The following is a 14275-nucleotide window of genomic DNA, read 5'->3' as shown; positions in this document are numbered from 1 at the left end:
TTGGCACTGCACAGGCGCGGTGGACCTGCTACAGTGCCGCCATGCGTATCCTGTTCGTCTGCACCGTCAATAGGCTCAGAAGTCCGACCGCCGAAGATGTGTTCCGGGACCGGCCCGGCATTGAAGTGATATCGGCAGGGACGGATTCAGACTCACAGCGCCCGCTGACGAAGGCGCTGGTGGCCTCCGCCGACATGATCTTTGCGATGGAAAGCCATCACCGTGAACGCATCCGCAAGAAGTTCAAACAGCGCCCGCCGGACAACCGGATCATCACGCTGAATATCCCGGACGAATACGAGCGCGGCGATCCGGAATTGGTCACACTGCTGAAAGAAAAGATCGAGCCGCGCTTGCGGTATTTTACAGGTGACGAATAGTCAAAGGCGTGTGCGCCCGGTTTCACCCCGCCAGCGCCCGCCGCAGCGTCAGGCTGCTGACGCCGAAATCGGGGGCCATGTCATCGAAGCTGCGCCCCTGCGCGCGCAGCTTGCGCGCTTTCTCGACCTGCTCCGGCAAGAGCTTCGGCGGGCGTCCCAGCCGCACGCCGCGCGCGCGGGCGGCATTCATGCCCGCCTTCGTGCGGTCGCGGATCAACTCCCGCTCGAATTCCGCCAGCGCGCCGAGCATGTGCAGGTAGAACCGCCCGGCGGCGCTTGTGGTGTCAATCTGCTCTTGCAGCGAGTGAAAGCCGATCCCGCGATCCTGCAACTTTCCCATCAGTTCGATCAGATATTTGAGCGAGCGCCCCAGCCGGTCTAGCCGCCAGACGACCAGCACCTCGCCGGGCTTGAGCCCGCGCATAGCCCGCCGCAAGCCGGGACGGCTGACAACATTGCCGGAGATTCCGCGATCCTCGTAGATGATCTCGCACCCGGCGGCATGCAGCGCCGCACGCTGCATGTCGAGGTTCTGTTCGTCTGTCGAGACGCGGGCATAGCCTATCCTGCGGGGGCCGATGACGGATATCCTCTGGTTTTCTTCGGGAAGGGACGGAATTCGGAAAGGTTCCATTATGAAATAATACCATATCAAAAATTACAAACATGTTAAAGTCGATTAGATTATTGTTTTTCACCAACTTTTCTAACCCTACATTATCGCTATTCCCCATGATCAAAAACCAAGGTTTTTATCATGTGGAAATGTAATAAAGGTATTGTCCGAAGATTATTTATATTTGTAGCATTGTTTTTTGTCTCTGGTACCACTTCCGCCCAGAACGCGAATACACAAGACCCCGAACCGACGCGGATTGTGGCCGATTCCGAGGCCGATGAAATCCGGTTCTATGTCGATGATGCCCTTGCCGCCGTTCTGAAAGAGGACGGGCTACATGTCCGCGAAAGCATCGGCCTTGGCAGCACCGTGACTGTTTACGGGACAGAGCATTTTGATGACGTGACAGGCAACGCGGACACTGCGCCGGACACCGAAAAGGATGGTGCCGATGCGGAGTAGGTTGCTATTGATCGCTGTTCTTGCAATCGCCCTGCCGGTCTTCACCGCGCAGGCGCAAGAACCGGAGCCGTGCGATAGCTGCGCCGGATATCCCGCAGGTGCTTACATGCGCTCTGGCGGACCCGAACTGAGCGGCGAAACATACCGCCTGTCTTGTGAGAGCGGACTCTGGGAGGACTTGGAGATAAGCGACCCCTGCGCATCTTGTAACCCTGATCCCTGCGAATGTGGAACGCCCTCTCCGGGCGATACGTGCGGTGACGGCTCGATTTATGCGGGCGACACGCCGGACGGCGGCGACCCGATGTACACGACGGACGCGGATGCGCCTTCGACCCACACCTGGAATGACGGCACGACTAATTACCAAGATACGGCGATGGAGAATTGTACGGACGATACGCCCGGCGCGGCATCATCCTGTCAAACCGGTGAAGCGAATACGGCTTTCCTGATCGGGGCGACAGGCGAACCCGATTATCCCTTCGCGGCGGCAGAACATTGTGACGGGCTATCGGCGCACGGTCATGACGACTGGTATCTTCCGGCGCAGGACGAACTGAACGTACTCTACACCAACAAGAATGCGGGCGATCTGGACGGCACGTTTGACGAAAGCGGTTCGTTGCCCGCCGGGTACTACTGGTCTTCCTCGGAGTACAATTACAGCTATGCGCGGTACCAGAGATTCAGTGACGGCGGCCAGAGCGGCTTCAATAAGACCAATGGGCTTGCCGTCCGCTGCGTCCGGAGATGAATTATTTGGTTATTTAATTATTTAAAGACCCCGCGAAGCGGGGTCTAAAATTCTCAGATTTTATTCTGGCGCATTGTGAACATGCGCCGTTTTAGACAAGGAAGGAATTATAAGGTTATTACATGCGTTTGATTGTTTTTGTTTTTATTTTCATCATTACGGGGATTGGCCCCGCTGCGGCGCAGAATTGCATTGGGCCGGACAGCGATATCGGCAATGCAATCTTCAATACGAATTATGACGTCATCCAGGGCTGCACCGCCGTCCATGGCTGGACGACGGCCTTTCACGAACCCGGCTGTCCTGACGGCAGCGGTTGCCATCCTTGCACCGGTGGCTCACCGCCATCGCTCGGCCAGACCTGCGATGACGGTACGATTTATGCGGGCGACACGCCCGACGGCGACGACCCGATGTACACGACGGATGCCGATCAAAGCAGCGGTGCATTCTGGGGAGCCTACGGCTTCGAAACAGAATCAACGTCCAGCGTGACCGGCGCAGCGAATACCGCAAATGTGTACGCCCATGTGCGGGCGGGCGACGGCGATTATAACCCCGATGACGGCTATACGCCCAACGCGTTTGTTTTGTGCGAAGAACTGAGCGCGCACGGGCATGATGACTGGTACCTGCCCGCGCGGGACGAGCTTGATGTCCTCTATACGAACAAGAATGCGGGCGACCTGGACGGCACTTTCAATGAAAGCGGTTCGTTTCCCGCAGGGTATTATTGGTCTTCCTCGGAGGACATAAACTACGGTGCGTGCTACCAGAGATTCAGCGATGGCAACCAGTTCAACGTCATGAAGGGTAATAAAATTGCCGTCCGCTGTGTCCGGAAGTAGGGCGCTCTTCTTGCCGCTACAGCCCGCGCCCGCCGCGCAGTGGCGGCTTGCCGGTGACACGGCAGGGCGAAGAGCCTATTTCACGCCGGGTTTCACGTCCGCATTCAGCGTGGCCAATGCGACATTCATCCTTATGGTTACTTCATCTTCGAGATAGCGCCGCATGGCACTGTTCAGGTGACGCTGGAGCGCCGGAACGTCCTTGCCGTCTTCCTCGGCATATTGCCACAGGCGCAGCGAGGCGGGCATTTCTTCCTTTTCCAGGATCGCCAGGAACCGCGCCAGATACACGATTTCTTTCGGCAGGCTCAGCACAACCCGCTGCATACCGTCGTCTTCGGCATGAGCGTTCCGGATGCTGTCATGCCTTTTCAGAACGCGCTTGATTTCGTTTCTGATGGACTCCCGATATTCCGGGACCGTCAGCACATGCTCTTCATCACGCATTTCGTATTCCTTTCTGCTTTCGTCATGGTTTCGGGGAACGCGGCTGCGTTCTGGATCGGTCACGATTGCGCTGGCGGCGGCGGCCCGTTTCGCGGGACGGCGATGCGTCCTGTTCCCGCTCCTGCATGGCCGCGTAGCGCGCCACGTCCGCGCGGAGCTGCAACAGCTCTTCCTGTTCCTGCTGGCGGCGCTCACCGATTTCGCGCTGGAGCGCGCGGCGTTCGTCGCGCTGTTCGAGGATCACGGCGTCGCGTTTGGCCTGATCGCGCAGATGGGCCTGCCAGGCTTCACGCTCGTTCTGCCGCCTGATCTGCGCATATTGCCCCGTGATGCGGTGCCAGATGCCTTTCATGCCTTTCGGCAGGCGTGCCGCGCGGGCGTTGGTTTCGGCGACGCGGCGCTTTTCCAGCCCGTCAGCCAGCTCCTTGCGTTCGGCGCGGTGCCGCGCGGCCATTTCCGTCCGGCGAAACTCCAGGCTGGCGGCATACTTGCGGGCGTCCGCCTCGAATTCTTTGACAAAGCGGGACATCGCGCCGGTCATGCGCTCCGCGATGCGAGCCTTCGCCTGATCGACGGACGGCAGCGCAGCCGGATCGCCGAGCCGTGCCTTCACATCCTTGGTGCGGACACCGCACCATTTCGAAATGCTGTAAACTTCACCGCGATAATCGACGGCGACAAAGCCGCGCCGGTCCCCACGGGCGAGCCGGAAGCCACGTTCATGCAGGGCGTTTTGCAGGGCCGCCTGCGAGTCCGAGGTTTCCCAGCACGTCTTGAACAGCGATTTCAGTTCGCGCGGATCGAGCTTCGCCCGTCTGGCCTGTTGCCATTCGGGAAGCGTGAAGCGCAGCGGATCGCGGCAGGTCCGGTCCCGCAGGCCGTCCGGCAGTTCCCAGCCATGCTCCAGGAACAGCTCTTTCGAAACATCGCGCAGCTTGGTCTTGTAATGCGCCATGTTGAGCGCGGTCATCGAGTCCGTATCGACCCGCGACCAGACGCAATGGGCGTGCCGCCGCCCGTCCTTCTCGTGAAACACGATAGCGCGCGGCTGACCTTCAAGGCCGAGCTTGCGCTCGATGCCGGAGATCGCGGTTTCGAAATCGGCGATCTTCGGATTCGCGTGTTCCGGCGGATTGAGGCTCATCGAGAACAAATGGTTCTTGCAGCGTGTGCCTTTGGCGATGGCATCGGCCTCGATAAAGGCGTCCAGCAGGTCGTCGCTCGCAAAGCCGCGCACGTCATGCAGCTCGACATGATCGTTGTCGCGGAGCGCGAGCAGGTAACGCGCCAGTTGCGGCGCGTCCCCGCGTTCTGACGCCTTGAGGATCACGGTTTCAGCTCCGGTCCGGAACCGGACCCCGCGCCGGACGTATTGAGGCCAAGCGCGATCAGCAGGTCGCGCCGCATGGCCCCCACATCAGCGCAAGCCTGTCGGATCGCCTCTTCGGTTTCCGGCGTGACCGGCAGCGAGCCGGTGTTCACGGCCCTGGCCATCTGGTTCAGGTTGTTCGAAAGCCGCGACTGGCCGAGCGCGCCGAGAACGCGCCCCAGCGCGGCATGGTCTTTGACCGGATGCTTGCCGCGTGTCCGGCGCGGCATTTCCTTGCCGTGGAACAGGCGCTGGCGGATATAGGCACCGACCGGCACACCGGCGGCTTCCTTCTCCAGTTGCGCGCGCTCTTCAAAGCTCAGCCGCAGTGAAAACGGCACCGGAAAGGTCGGTTCCCGCTTTTCAGGCTCCGGCTGCGGTTCCTGCTTTGGGCGTGGTGTTGGTTCCGGCGTGGGCTGTTCATGCTCAACGCCGGTTAAATTGTTGAAATCATTCGTTGGATTCGTCATCTTCGCACCTCCGACCGTCAAGGTCGAGTTGTGCGAGATGGCGCGCCCAGTCCTCCAGCGCCTCAATCAGGTGGTTCGAGGTTTCTCCCGTTAGGCCCACCAATTCCCTAAAAATTTGGGCTCTTCCCCATTATCGGGGGATGAGCATTCATCAGACCCGATTGATAACGCCGTTCCAGCCGCAGAGGGCACGGACCGTCATACGGTAATTCTGGAAATTCCTGGCTCTTCCCCATAATGCCGCGTTCTGGATTATGCCGCGCGGACAGCGCAATACCCTGATCCGTCAGGGCTGTCCACGCGAAGGCGGCATAGTCAGATGCCAGAGCCGCCATTCGTGGACCGCGCCGCGAAGGCCCGCAGAGAGCCCTGTTCAGCCGATGCTAGAGCGAGGACGAATGGCCGGTTTCGCGTGGTTGAGGCGTACCGGATAGCTCTAGCAGGCTGCTGAAAAAATTGCCGGAGAGAGATCCGACGCTCGGTTTCCATGCTCAAGCGGTGTTGCGCGGGCTTTGTTCGTGCGTTCGGAGCGCCTGTTTTCGGCTTTTGAGCGCCCAATCCAATGGTTTGTGAGCGTTTCTGCACAGACTCATCCTGTTGCCAACAGTTTTGGCAGCCGAACCAGGTTGTAGGCGGCAGCCGTCAGGGTGAAGGACCAGCCGACACGATGAAGGCCGCGGTGGCGAGTCTTGGTGAGGTATCCGGTCGTCTTGATCCAGCCAAAGCCCTCTTCAATGCGTTTGCGCAGGCGCTGCTGCTGGCATAGCCGGGTTGGCGGGTGATGCGCCTGTCAATCGCGGTCGCACGCGGCCGGCCGGAGACCCGGATGTTACCGTCGATGGCAACGTGAGGGGTGATATTGCGGGCGTGCAGATCGGTGACGAAGGCCCGCACGTCGTAGGCCTTGTCAGCGCCGAGCGTGATGCGCTGCCGACCCTTCCTGGTTCGGTCGATCATGGTCAGCGCGGCCTCTCGTTCGGCGGTGCCGCTGGCCCGGGTCAGCAAGGCATCGACGATCAAGGCGCTGCGGTTCTCCATCAGCAGGTGCCCCATGAAACACAGGCGGCTGCTCTGGCCATTGGCCTTGCGGTAGAGCTTGGCGTCCGGACCGGTCCTGGACGCATGGGTTTCATTCGAGCGCTTCTCGCCCCTGAAATTGCGCTCTGCGTTCCGCCCAGCCGGAGGCTCGCTGGAGTCATCCGGCCCATCTTGGGCCGGAACGACTTCATCGATGCCCACGCCTCGATCAGCGTACCATCGACCGAGAAGTGCTCGTCCGAGAGCAGCGCCTTGACCCGGGGCTGACTGAGTACGGCGGTCAGAAACTGGTCTGCAATCTCACCTTCGATCAGCCGGTCCCGGTTCTTGCAGAAGACCGTCGCATTCCACACCGGCGCATCCACAGAAAGGCCGACGAACCAGCGGAACAGCAGATTATAGTCCAGCTGCTCCATCAACTGGCGCTCCGAGCGGATCGAGTAAAAGGCCTGCAACAGAAGCGCGCGCAACAGCTTCTCCGGTGCAACCGAAGGCCGACCCAGTCGCGAGTAGAGCCGCTCGAAAGAAGGCGAGAGCACCTCCAGTGCCTCGTCCACAATCGCCCGGATCGCCCGCAACGGATGCTCCGTCGGAACCCGTGCCTCACAGCTCACGTACGAAAACAAAACGCCGCTCGTACGATCATCTCCGCGCATCGCTACCCCCTGTTCTTCCGCCAAAAACAGGGAATCACCATCCGGGCAGCGATGCGAGACTTTTTCAGCAGCCTGCTAAAGCAAATCATCGAGATCATCGAAATCCTGAAGTAGTCGCGCACGACTGATGTCGCCTTGAACGGCTTCGATCGGATCTTGAGAGCCTGCCGAGAAATGCTGTCGCAGGTCGTTGCACGCCTGTAATGAGCGTACCCTGGACGGATTCTTGGTCTCGGTGCGGAGGACGGCGTGATGTCGATCATGGTCGCCTGCCTTCACCATACGCTGCAGCATGGAAACGATCGGCGGCACTTCAACGCCGGCGTCATTCGCCCGGTGGGCGGCAATCTGGGCAAACAGGCCGCAGATGAAGCCAATATCCGGAAGGATACGGATAGCGAACCGCCGTGCGCGATGTGCGGTTGCGGATCGGGAAGCTTTCTGTTTCACCTGCCCCTCGTTCGCGTGGATCACGGCTAGAACGTGGGCCTCGATCTCGACGACCGTTTTGCCCTCACACCACATGCGCGTCATAGCCTTTAGGGCCTTAAGGACCTCAGCAACGGCAGCATCGCGATCTGTGGTATTGGTCCAGGCGCGTCCGAACACGGCTTCAAGTGAGCTCGCTCTGAAGAATAGCGCCAGGTCACCGGCGGACTTGATGGAGGTATCCAAAAGCCAATCGATCCAGTCTGCGGTCGTCACGGCCTTATTGGGCGCGGCATCGTATTCAGCGTTCAACCGGGCGACGATCTCCGGCGGTACGCCGCTGCGGACGGCGATGGCCTGCTGCCAATCGAGAACGGGTGGGTCGATTATCGCCGCGGCAGCGGTTTCAAGTGCCGACCGGCGGGCATCCAACCACCTGTCGGCCGCGCCTTCATTGGCGACGCGACGCATGTGGTAGCCGAAGGATCCTCTCGCGATCTCGTCGAAGCCGATCGTCCCGTCCTCCGCAACCGCGGAGAGCCGTCGGATCATCCCCTGCATTCGGGGATCGTCGGACGAAGCACTCTCGATTTGATCGAGGAGCTGCTCGATCGGATCGATGACGGGGCTGCAGGCGTCTTGATTGGAGAAAACGATTGGAAGAGGACTGTTTGGAGAGAAATCATTCAGCGCATCCGGATCGACTTGGATCGGATTTGCTGGAACGACGATCGCCACCCCTGTCGCAGCATAGGCGGCACGCCCAGCCCTGCCGAGGGCATTCAGGATCTCGTGCGGCCGCAGGTCCGTTCTTGGATTTCCTCCCGGATCGTCTTTAGCGCTGCGATCGGTGCCGGCCAGGACGACTACATCGCATGGCAGGTTCAGCCCCTGGGCGATCGTGGAGGTCGCCGCGATGACTTCCAGACCAAGCGACGGCCCACCTGTAGGGCGCTTGGATCGGAAAACGCCCTCGGTCAGGCGACGTTCGACTGGCAGCAGATCTCCGTGGTGGACCGCCGCCCGCAGACCGGATGGGTCGAACGTAGCCTCTTGGGTCCCGACATCCGCAAGCGCGGCGGCGCGCAGTGCCTCGTGGGCTTCACCTAAGGGAATGTCGGCGGGTTCGAGCAGCTCACCGATGCGCTTCTGAACGCTACCACACCCCTTCGTGTCTGCACAAAAGACGATCACGCGCTTTCCGGCAGCCGCATACTCAGCCGCGATTTCGGCTGCGACGATGTTTCTATTGGAGGTGAGTTGACCGTACTGATTTCGCGTCAACGGCGGACGGTACTTCGTCAGGGGGCGAACGAGGAGCTTCTCATGAGCCTTCGGATGCCAGCCGGCGATGAGTGAAAAGAGACCGAGCGGACGCACTGGAACCAAACTGCGTTGCTTCTTTGTCGGCTGGCTCTGTGCTTTCGCGTGCGCCTCTTGAACCTTCCTACTATCGTAGATCACGCAAGATCGAAGCTGCCGCGTCGGCTTCCAAGGGTCGTCGAAGGCGAGCACCTTTCGCCGCAACAGCTGAGACAACCAGTTCGCGATCTCTCTCCCATTGGACACCATAGCCGAGAGAAGCAGCAGATCGGCATCCCGGCGGACTGCTGAGAACGATAACAGGGCGAGCATCGCGTCGATCGCGCGGCTGTCGCCGGGCCCTATCTGCCCGACGGCATCGGCGCCGATCAGGTGGAACTCATCGAAGACGAGGAGGCCGACATTATCAAAAAGGGTCGGTTCGGAGTTGAGCAGCGCCAGGCAACGCTCGGGCGTCATCACGGCGAGATCGGGAAGGCGCTCTCCGAGGTCGTCGATCGCCAAGTCTTCAACGCTCGTGGGTTCCAGATGCCCGACTTCACCCGACAGATCCTCTTCGACTTGATCAACAAGTGCATGTGTGGGCGCGAGATAGACGACACCTTTCCCAGCACAGCGGGTCGCGGCAATCTTCAGAACGGACAAGGTGGTCTTCCCCGAGCCCGTAGGCGACGTCATCACCATCGATTTCCCGCGATCGAGGTAGCCGGTGCGGACTGCCGCTAGATGGTTGGTCCAGAGAAATGGTCGCGTCGCCGCTTGCGTCGCCAGCCATGAGGTCCAGGGCGCGACACTGGTCCCGCCGGGCACCGGGAGTTTGACGAGCATTGTCTCGCGCACACCACCGATGAGCCCCGCGAGAAGCGCAGCCAGGTGGTGGGGTCCGGCGAACTGGAGATACACGGGGCCTTCGAGTTCGCCGGGGAGGCCGCTATCGGTCGCCCGCGACAGAGCCATGACCCGGTCGAGACGCGATGCGGAATCGGCTCGAGCAGCTTCGTCGTCGGCGAGGCCGAGCGCTTCCCTTGCCAGGCTTTGCACCACGCGAGCGCATTCCCGAAACAAGAAGTCAGTGGCCGCCTCTCGACTGTCGCCGTTCGGGATGCGGTCTTCCTCGAGATCGCGCTCGTTGATGCTATGTAGCTCGCTGCGAGCGAACTCTCGGATGGACAGGATAAGTGTGCGTCTCGCCGCTCGCGGTTCACCTCGGGCGCGAAGCTGCATCGCCGCCTCTTGGGCGTCAGCCGTACGTTCGGCGAGGAGGAAGAGCAGCGTACTGGCCAAGGCGGCATCGACTGCATCGCTCGATAGAAGCGTAGGGCCTTCGCTACGCATTTGCAGCGTTCGAGCGATGATCTGATGCGCGCTCGCTGCGACGAAAGCTGCCGCACGTCGCTGCTCCGGCCTGAGCCCGAGCGCGACATAAGCTTCGAAGGTTCCCGCTAAGCGCCTCACACGATCTAGAGTGGCGTCAACCTCTTCGTCGATCGTTTCTGCACGCACCGTCGCCAGGACAACGTGAGCCTCCGTCAGGAGTTCGTCCATCGTCTCTGCGTCAAGGCCGTCCAAGTCAGGTGCGCTTCGCAACAGCCGCCGTGAGCTTTCGTCAAACATCAGCACCCTCGTCAGAGATCAGCCGCACGCGGTCGGCAACGGCTCGTGCGAGCGCGTCGAGGCCATTTCGAACGTCATCGAAGGCCAGTATTCCACCCATCCGCGTGGCAGCGGCACCGGGCGCTACGGTCTCGAACCCTTTCAGGAGATGGGCATACCCGCCATCCTTCTTGCGGCGGTTCACACCTGTTGCGACGGAGACGCGGAACTGGCGAACGTCTTGCCAAATCATCGTGTCTATTGCGTCCTCGGCACCATCGTGATCCAAGCCCTCGATACCTGCGAGCAGCGTCGTGATGTCCGCGAGAATCTGGTCGTCGCGCTCGCCGCGGACGATGCCTCTGACCTCATTCCACACGCTTTGGCGGATCAGCGTCCTTGGCTTCTCCGACGCCTTGTCCTCACAGAGGATGACGCGCTCAACCTTTCCCTTCGCAGCGTCGAACTCGATAATGAACCCGTCGAACCCTTTGTCCGCCTTCCGAACATGCGGTGCGTTCAGATGACCGTTTGGCAGCGCGATGCGGGCGGCGATCCAAGAGACATGCTGGAACAACAGCCCGTCCCGCTGCGCGATATGGTTGGTCACGCGGTCTTTGGCAGCCTTTTGTGCGGAACCCGTCCCATTCGTCATCTCATCGACATCCGCAGGATCTGGACCCGCGAGCTTTGCCAAGACATTGTCGCGTACATTGCCATGGCGCGGGCGCTTGACTGGATCGAGATCTGCAATCACTCGGAGAGCATTTCGCTCTTGCCGGAGATAGAGGTAGGCGAGAGCCCCGACAAACGCGCCGTGCTCCGCGTCCTCAATGGACCATTCGGTCAGCTCGCAGCTGGACGACGGGCGGGGGGTAAGTAGGACGGGCATTCGAGCGTGTTAAGGGCCTAACGGACTGAGGTTGACGGGATGTTCCGCATACCACCTCAAGGATTGATTCATAAGGCGCTTTCGGCAAGGGCAGTGTCCAGGGCTATCGCATTTGAGGATTTGCGAACTGCAGGAGCATTGAGCGCAGGAAGTGTCCACTTAACCTTCTTGACTAACGAATGACTTGACGGTTTCGATGGGGCGTCTACCCATGTTGCGATAGCCGAGATGGGGTCTTTCGGTGTTGTAGTGGAGGAGCCAGGCGTCGAGATCGGCCTGCAGCGCTTCGACGGTCTCGTAGAAGGTCTCGCGCATTTTCACCGGAAGAACTCGTCGAGGACAGTGCCGTTGAATCGCTCGACAAAGCCTTTGGTCTTCGGCGTGCGGACCTTGGTTCGGCGATGCTCGATGCCGTTCAGATCGAGGTAGAGTTCGTAGGGGTGGCGGTCGGTCTCGCAGAACTCGCGGCCGTTGTCGGTGAGCGCGGCTTTCACCGGCAGGTCGAGGGTGCGGTAGAAGGGCAGTACCTCGTTGTGCGGCATCGCGACGGCGGCCTCGGGCTGCTTTGAGACTGCCGACGAAGAAGGTGTCGGCCGAGAGCAGCTCGCCCGGGGCGGAGCTCTCGACATGACGCTCCCTCAGGCCGTCGAAGCCCTGCGTCTGGAACCGCCGTTTCCACTCGTAGAAACTGGTTCGGTCAATGCCCCGCTGTCGGCAGGCCTCGGCGACGTTGCCGAGTTCGTTGGCCAGTTCCAGCACGCTCATCCGCTGCTGCGCCACCTTGCTCGCCGCGTCGCGCGGCGCTGCTTTCTTCGCTGTCGTTGACTGTTTCATTGGATGTTCCTCCCTTCCAAAAAGAGCATGGAAAGAAGGTTAAGGGGACACCCCGAAGCCTGTTATGCGACCTTGGCGCACGAGTTGACCCACTGGACGAAGCACAAGAGCCGGCTCGACCGTGAATTCGGGCGCAAACGGTGGGGTGATGAAGGTTACACCCGCGAAGACCTTGTCGCCGAACTGGGCGCAACGTTTCTTTGCGCCGATCTGTCCCTGGCACCTCACCCCACCAACGGCGCCGTCGCCCCTTCCAGCCACCCGGCCGTCTCCGCGTCCAGCAGCGGCGTCAGGCTTTCGCGCACGCGGGCGTGGTAGGTGTCGATCCAGGTGCGCTCTTCCGAGGTCAGCAGGGCCGGGTCGATGAGGTGGCGGTCGAAGGGGGCGAGGGTGAGGGTTTCGAAGCCGTGCATGGGGCGCTCGCCGTCCGAGAGCGGGCTGGCCTCGGTGACGGCCACCAGGTTCTCGATGCGGATGCCGTAGGCGCCGGTCTTGTAGTAGCCGGGCTCGTTGGAAACGATCATGCCCGGGCGCAGCGCCACGTTGTTCGGCAGCTTGGAGATGCGCTGCGGCCCCTCGTGGACCGAGAGGTAGCTGCCGACGCCGTGGCCGGTGCCGTGGTCGTAGTCCAGCCCCGCCTCCCAGAGCGGGCGGCGCGCCAGGCTGTCGAGCTGGCTGCCGCTGGTGCCGGCGGGGAAGCGGGCCAGGGCGAGCGCCACATGGCCTTTCAGCACCCGAGTGTAGCGCTCGCGCATCTCGGCCGAGGGCGCGCCGATGGCGATGGTGCGGGTCACGTCCGTGGTGCCGTCGAGGTACTGCCCGCCGCTGTCCACCAGGTAGAGCTCGCCCTGGCTCAGGCTGCGGTCGCTCTCCTCCGTGACGCGGTAGTGGACGATGGCGCCGTTGGGGCCGGAGCCGGAAATGGTGTCGAAGGAGAGGTCGCGGAAGAGCTCCTGCTCGGCGCGCAGGGCCGCCAGCCGCTCCGTCGCCTGCATCTCGGTGACGGCGCCGCGCGCGGTCTCCGTCTCCAGCCAGGCCAGAAAGCGGGTCACGGCCACGCCGTCGCGGCGGTGGGCGGCGCGGGTGCCCTCCAGCTCCACGGGGTTCTTGCAGGCCTTGGGCAGGGCGCAGGGGTCGGCCCCCTCGACGATCTGGGCCTCGCCGCCGCGCAGCCGGTCGAAGACCCAGGCGGCGGCGCTGTCGGGATCCACCAGGATGCGGCGCGCGCTCAGGCCGCCCAGGGCTTCGCCCAGCTCGCCCTGCCAGCGCAGGACCACCCGCGGGTCGAGGTCCGCCTGCAGCACCTCGGGCAGCTTGCGTTGATCGAGGAACCACTCGATGCGGCCTTCCCGGTTACCGGCAGGGGCTGAGGTGCCTTCCTCCTGCGGCGCCGCCTCGGGGATGTAGACGATGGCGAAGGAGAGCGGCAGGGGCGTACGCGGCACGTCGCTGCCGCGCACGTTCAGCAGCCAGGCCAGGGAGTCGGGCTGGGTCAGCACGGCCGCCTCGGCACCGGCCTCGCGCAGGTTGGCCACGACATCGGCGTACTTCTCCACCGTGCTGCGCCCGGCGAAGGCCAGCGGGTGGAGCGATATCTCCCCCAGCGGCGGCTCCGGCCGGTCGCTCCAGACCGCATCCAGCGGGTTGTCCGGGCTGGCGACCAGCAAGCCGCCGGCGCGCTCACAGGCCGTGGTCAGGCGGCGGACCTGGCTTTCGGTATGAAGCCAGGGGTCGTAGCCCAGCTGCCGGCCCTCCAGGTGTTCGCGCAGCCAGGTTGCGAGGGGTTGCTGCGAGACGTGGCGCATCTCGTAGAGCTCGGGATTGCACTGCTGCGCCGCCTGGAGCGTGTAGCGCCCGTCGACGAAGAGCGCGGCCTGATCCATCAGCACCGCGGCAAAGCCGGCCGAACCGGTGAAGCCGGTCAGCCAGGAGAGGCGTTCAGCCGAAGGCGGCACGTACTCCCCCTGAAACTCGTCCGCGCGCGGAACGAGAAAACCGTCGAGGCCGCGGTTGCGCAGTTCGCCGCGCAGGGCCGTCAGTCGGATCGCCTGTGTCGTGTGATCTGTCATGGGGCAAAAGCTAGTGCAGATGGCGGTGCGATGGAAGCATCGCGGGGGCCGGTCCGGCAGGAAAAACGCGCGTGTGCATGCCATGCTGC

General features: G+C 62.1%; 14 protein-coding genes and 2 pseudogenes. 5 read left to right on the top strand and 11 right to left on the bottom strand.

Translation table 11 applies throughout. The features are described from left to right. The first annotated feature begins 41 nt into the window (after positions 1-41). Positions 42-380, top strand: coding sequence for a low molecular weight protein tyrosine phosphatase family protein (locus tag ABZ720_RS09785; RefSeq protein ID WP_366555335.1), 339 nt, complete (start codon positions 42-44; stop codon positions 378-380). 22 nt (positions 381-402) lie between these two features. Here ABZ720_RS09785 and ABZ720_RS09780 read toward each other — a convergent pair whose 3' ends face one another. Then, positions 403-945: a recombinase family protein gene (locus tag ABZ720_RS09780; RefSeq protein WP_366555474.1), complete on the bottom strand. Its 543-nt coding sequence runs from the start codon at positions 943-945 to the stop codon at positions 403-405. Positions 946-1137: 192 nt separating this feature from the next. Between ABZ720_RS09780 and ABZ720_RS09775 the strand changes: the two genes are divergently transcribed. The 3 genes from ABZ720_RS09775 (at position 1138) to ABZ720_RS09765 (ending at position 3066) form a co-directional block, all read left to right on the top strand. Continuing rightward, the gene (locus ABZ720_RS09775) at positions 1138-1461 is read left to right on the top strand and encodes a hypothetical protein (protein WP_366555334.1); all 324 of its coding nucleotides are present in this window, start codon (positions 1138-1140) and stop codon (positions 1459-1461) included. 7 nt (positions 1462-1468) lie between these two features. Beyond that, positions 1469-2218, top strand: coding sequence for an Lcl C-terminal domain-containing protein (locus tag ABZ720_RS09770; protein WP_366555333.1), 750 nt, complete (start codon positions 1469-1471; stop codon positions 2216-2218). A 122-nt stretch (positions 2219-2340) separates the two neighbouring features. After that, complete coding sequence (locus ABZ720_RS09765; protein ID WP_366555332.1) at positions 2341-3066, top strand: Lcl C-terminal domain-containing protein; 726 nt, start codon at positions 2341-2343, stop codon at positions 3064-3066. 75 nt (positions 3067-3141) lie between these two features. On the opposite strand, the gene ABZ720_RS09760 is transcribed toward ABZ720_RS09765, so the two are convergent. The 9 genes and pseudogenes from ABZ720_RS09760 to ABZ720_RS09720 form a co-directional block, all read right to left on the bottom strand. Beyond that, positions 3142-3513, bottom strand: coding sequence for a hypothetical protein (locus tag ABZ720_RS09760; RefSeq protein ID WP_366555331.1), 372 nt, complete (start codon positions 3511-3513; stop codon positions 3142-3144). Positions 3514-3535: 22 nt separating this feature from the next. Further along, the gene (locus ABZ720_RS09755) at positions 3536-4843 is read right to left on the bottom strand and encodes a relaxase/mobilization nuclease domain-containing protein (protein ID WP_366555330.1); all 1308 of its coding nucleotides are present in this window, start codon (positions 4841-4843) and stop codon (positions 3536-3538) included. Then, positions 4840-5352, bottom strand: coding sequence for a plasmid mobilization relaxosome protein MobC (gene mobC, locus ABZ720_RS09750; RefSeq protein WP_366555329.1), 513 nt, complete (start codon positions 5350-5352; stop codon positions 4840-4842). The genes ABZ720_RS09755 and mobC overlap by 4 nt, the downstream gene beginning before the upstream one ends. Positions 5353-5941: 589 nt before the next feature. After that, positions 5942-6067 carry a hypothetical protein gene (locus ABZ720_RS09745; protein WP_366555473.1) on the bottom strand — a complete coding sequence of 42 codons (126 nt, stop codon included), beginning with the start codon at positions 6065-6067 and terminating at the stop codon, positions 5942-5944. Between the two features lie 158 nt (positions 6068-6225). Next, a pseudogene (locus ABZ720_RS09740) lies at positions 6226-6414 on the bottom strand (IS5/IS1182 family transposase); the annotation flags it as partial. Next, positions 6390-6968 (bottom strand): IS5 family transposase, encoded by a 579-nt coding sequence (locus ABZ720_RS09735; RefSeq protein WP_366555328.1) that lies wholly within the window; start codon positions 6966-6968, stop codon positions 6390-6392. The gene ABZ720_RS09735 and the pseudogene ABZ720_RS09740, both read right to left, overlap by 25 nt. A 153-nt stretch (positions 6969-7121) precedes the next feature. Then, positions 7122-10412: a DEAD/DEAH box helicase gene (locus ABZ720_RS09730; RefSeq protein ID WP_366555327.1), complete on the bottom strand. Its 3291-nt coding sequence runs from the start codon at positions 10410-10412 to the stop codon at positions 7122-7124. Then, entirely contained in the window at positions 10405-11148 is a 744-nt protein-coding gene (locus ABZ720_RS09725) for a hypothetical protein (RefSeq protein ID WP_366555326.1), read from the bottom strand. The genes ABZ720_RS09730 and ABZ720_RS09725 overlap by 8 nt, the downstream gene beginning before the upstream one ends. Before the next feature lie 294 nt (positions 11149-11442). After that, positions 11443-12117: pseudogene (locus ABZ720_RS09720) on the bottom strand (integrase core domain-containing protein). 3 nt (positions 12118-12120) lie between these two features. Here ABZ720_RS09720 and ABZ720_RS09715 point away from each other — a divergent pair. Beyond that, positions 12121-12435 (top strand): zincin-like metallopeptidase domain-containing protein, encoded by a 315-nt coding sequence (locus ABZ720_RS09715; RefSeq protein ID WP_366555325.1) that lies wholly within the window; start codon positions 12121-12123, stop codon positions 12433-12435. Here ABZ720_RS09715 and ABZ720_RS09710 read toward each other — a convergent pair. Further along, positions 12342-14186: an aminopeptidase P family protein gene (locus tag ABZ720_RS09710; protein ID WP_366555324.1), complete on the bottom strand. Its 1845-nt coding sequence runs from the start codon at positions 14184-14186 to the stop codon at positions 12342-12344. The genes ABZ720_RS09715 and ABZ720_RS09710 overlap by 94 nt on opposite strands. Between the last annotated feature and the right edge of the window lie 89 nt (positions 14187-14275).

This window comes from Aquibaculum sediminis, assembly GCF_040712085.1.
Lineage (GTDB): Bacteria > Pseudomonadota > Alphaproteobacteria > Kiloniellales > DSM-21159 > Aquibaculum > Aquibaculum sediminis.
The sequence above is the reverse complement of the archived record's forward strand: the minus strand, read 5'-3'. Positions and strand labels throughout refer to the sequence as shown.

Bases quoted from the DNA above. Each gene is read 5' to 3' on its own strand.
- ABZ720_RS09730 (WP_366555327.1), bottom strand. From the start codon at position 10,412: ATGTTTGACGAAAGCTCACGGCGGCTGTTGCGAAGCGCACCTGACTTG.
- ABZ720_RS09710 (WP_366555324.1), bottom strand. From the start codon at position 14,186: ATGACAGATCACACGACACAGGCGATCCGACTGACGGCCCTGCGCGGC.
- ABZ720_RS09785 (WP_366555335.1), top strand. From the start codon at position 42: ATGCGTATCCTGTTCGTCTGCACCGTCAATAGGCTCAGAAGTCCGACC.
- mobC (WP_366555329.1), bottom strand. From the start codon at position 5,352: ATGACGAATCCAACGAATGATTTCAACAATTTAACCGGCGTTGAGCAT.
- ABZ720_RS09715 (WP_366555325.1), top strand. From the start codon at position 12,121: ATGTTCCTCCCTTCCAAAAAGAGCATGGAAAGAAGGTTAAGGGGACAC.
- ABZ720_RS09765 (WP_366555332.1), top strand. From the start codon at position 2,341: ATGCGTTTGATTGTTTTTGTTTTTATTTTCATCATTACGGGGATTGGC.
- ABZ720_RS09775 (WP_366555334.1), top strand. From the start codon at position 1,138: ATGTGGAAATGTAATAAAGGTATTGTCCGAAGATTATTTATATTTGTA.
- ABZ720_RS09760 (WP_366555331.1), bottom strand. From the start codon at position 3,513: ATGCGTGATGAAGAGCATGTGCTGACGGTCCCGGAATATCGGGAGTCC.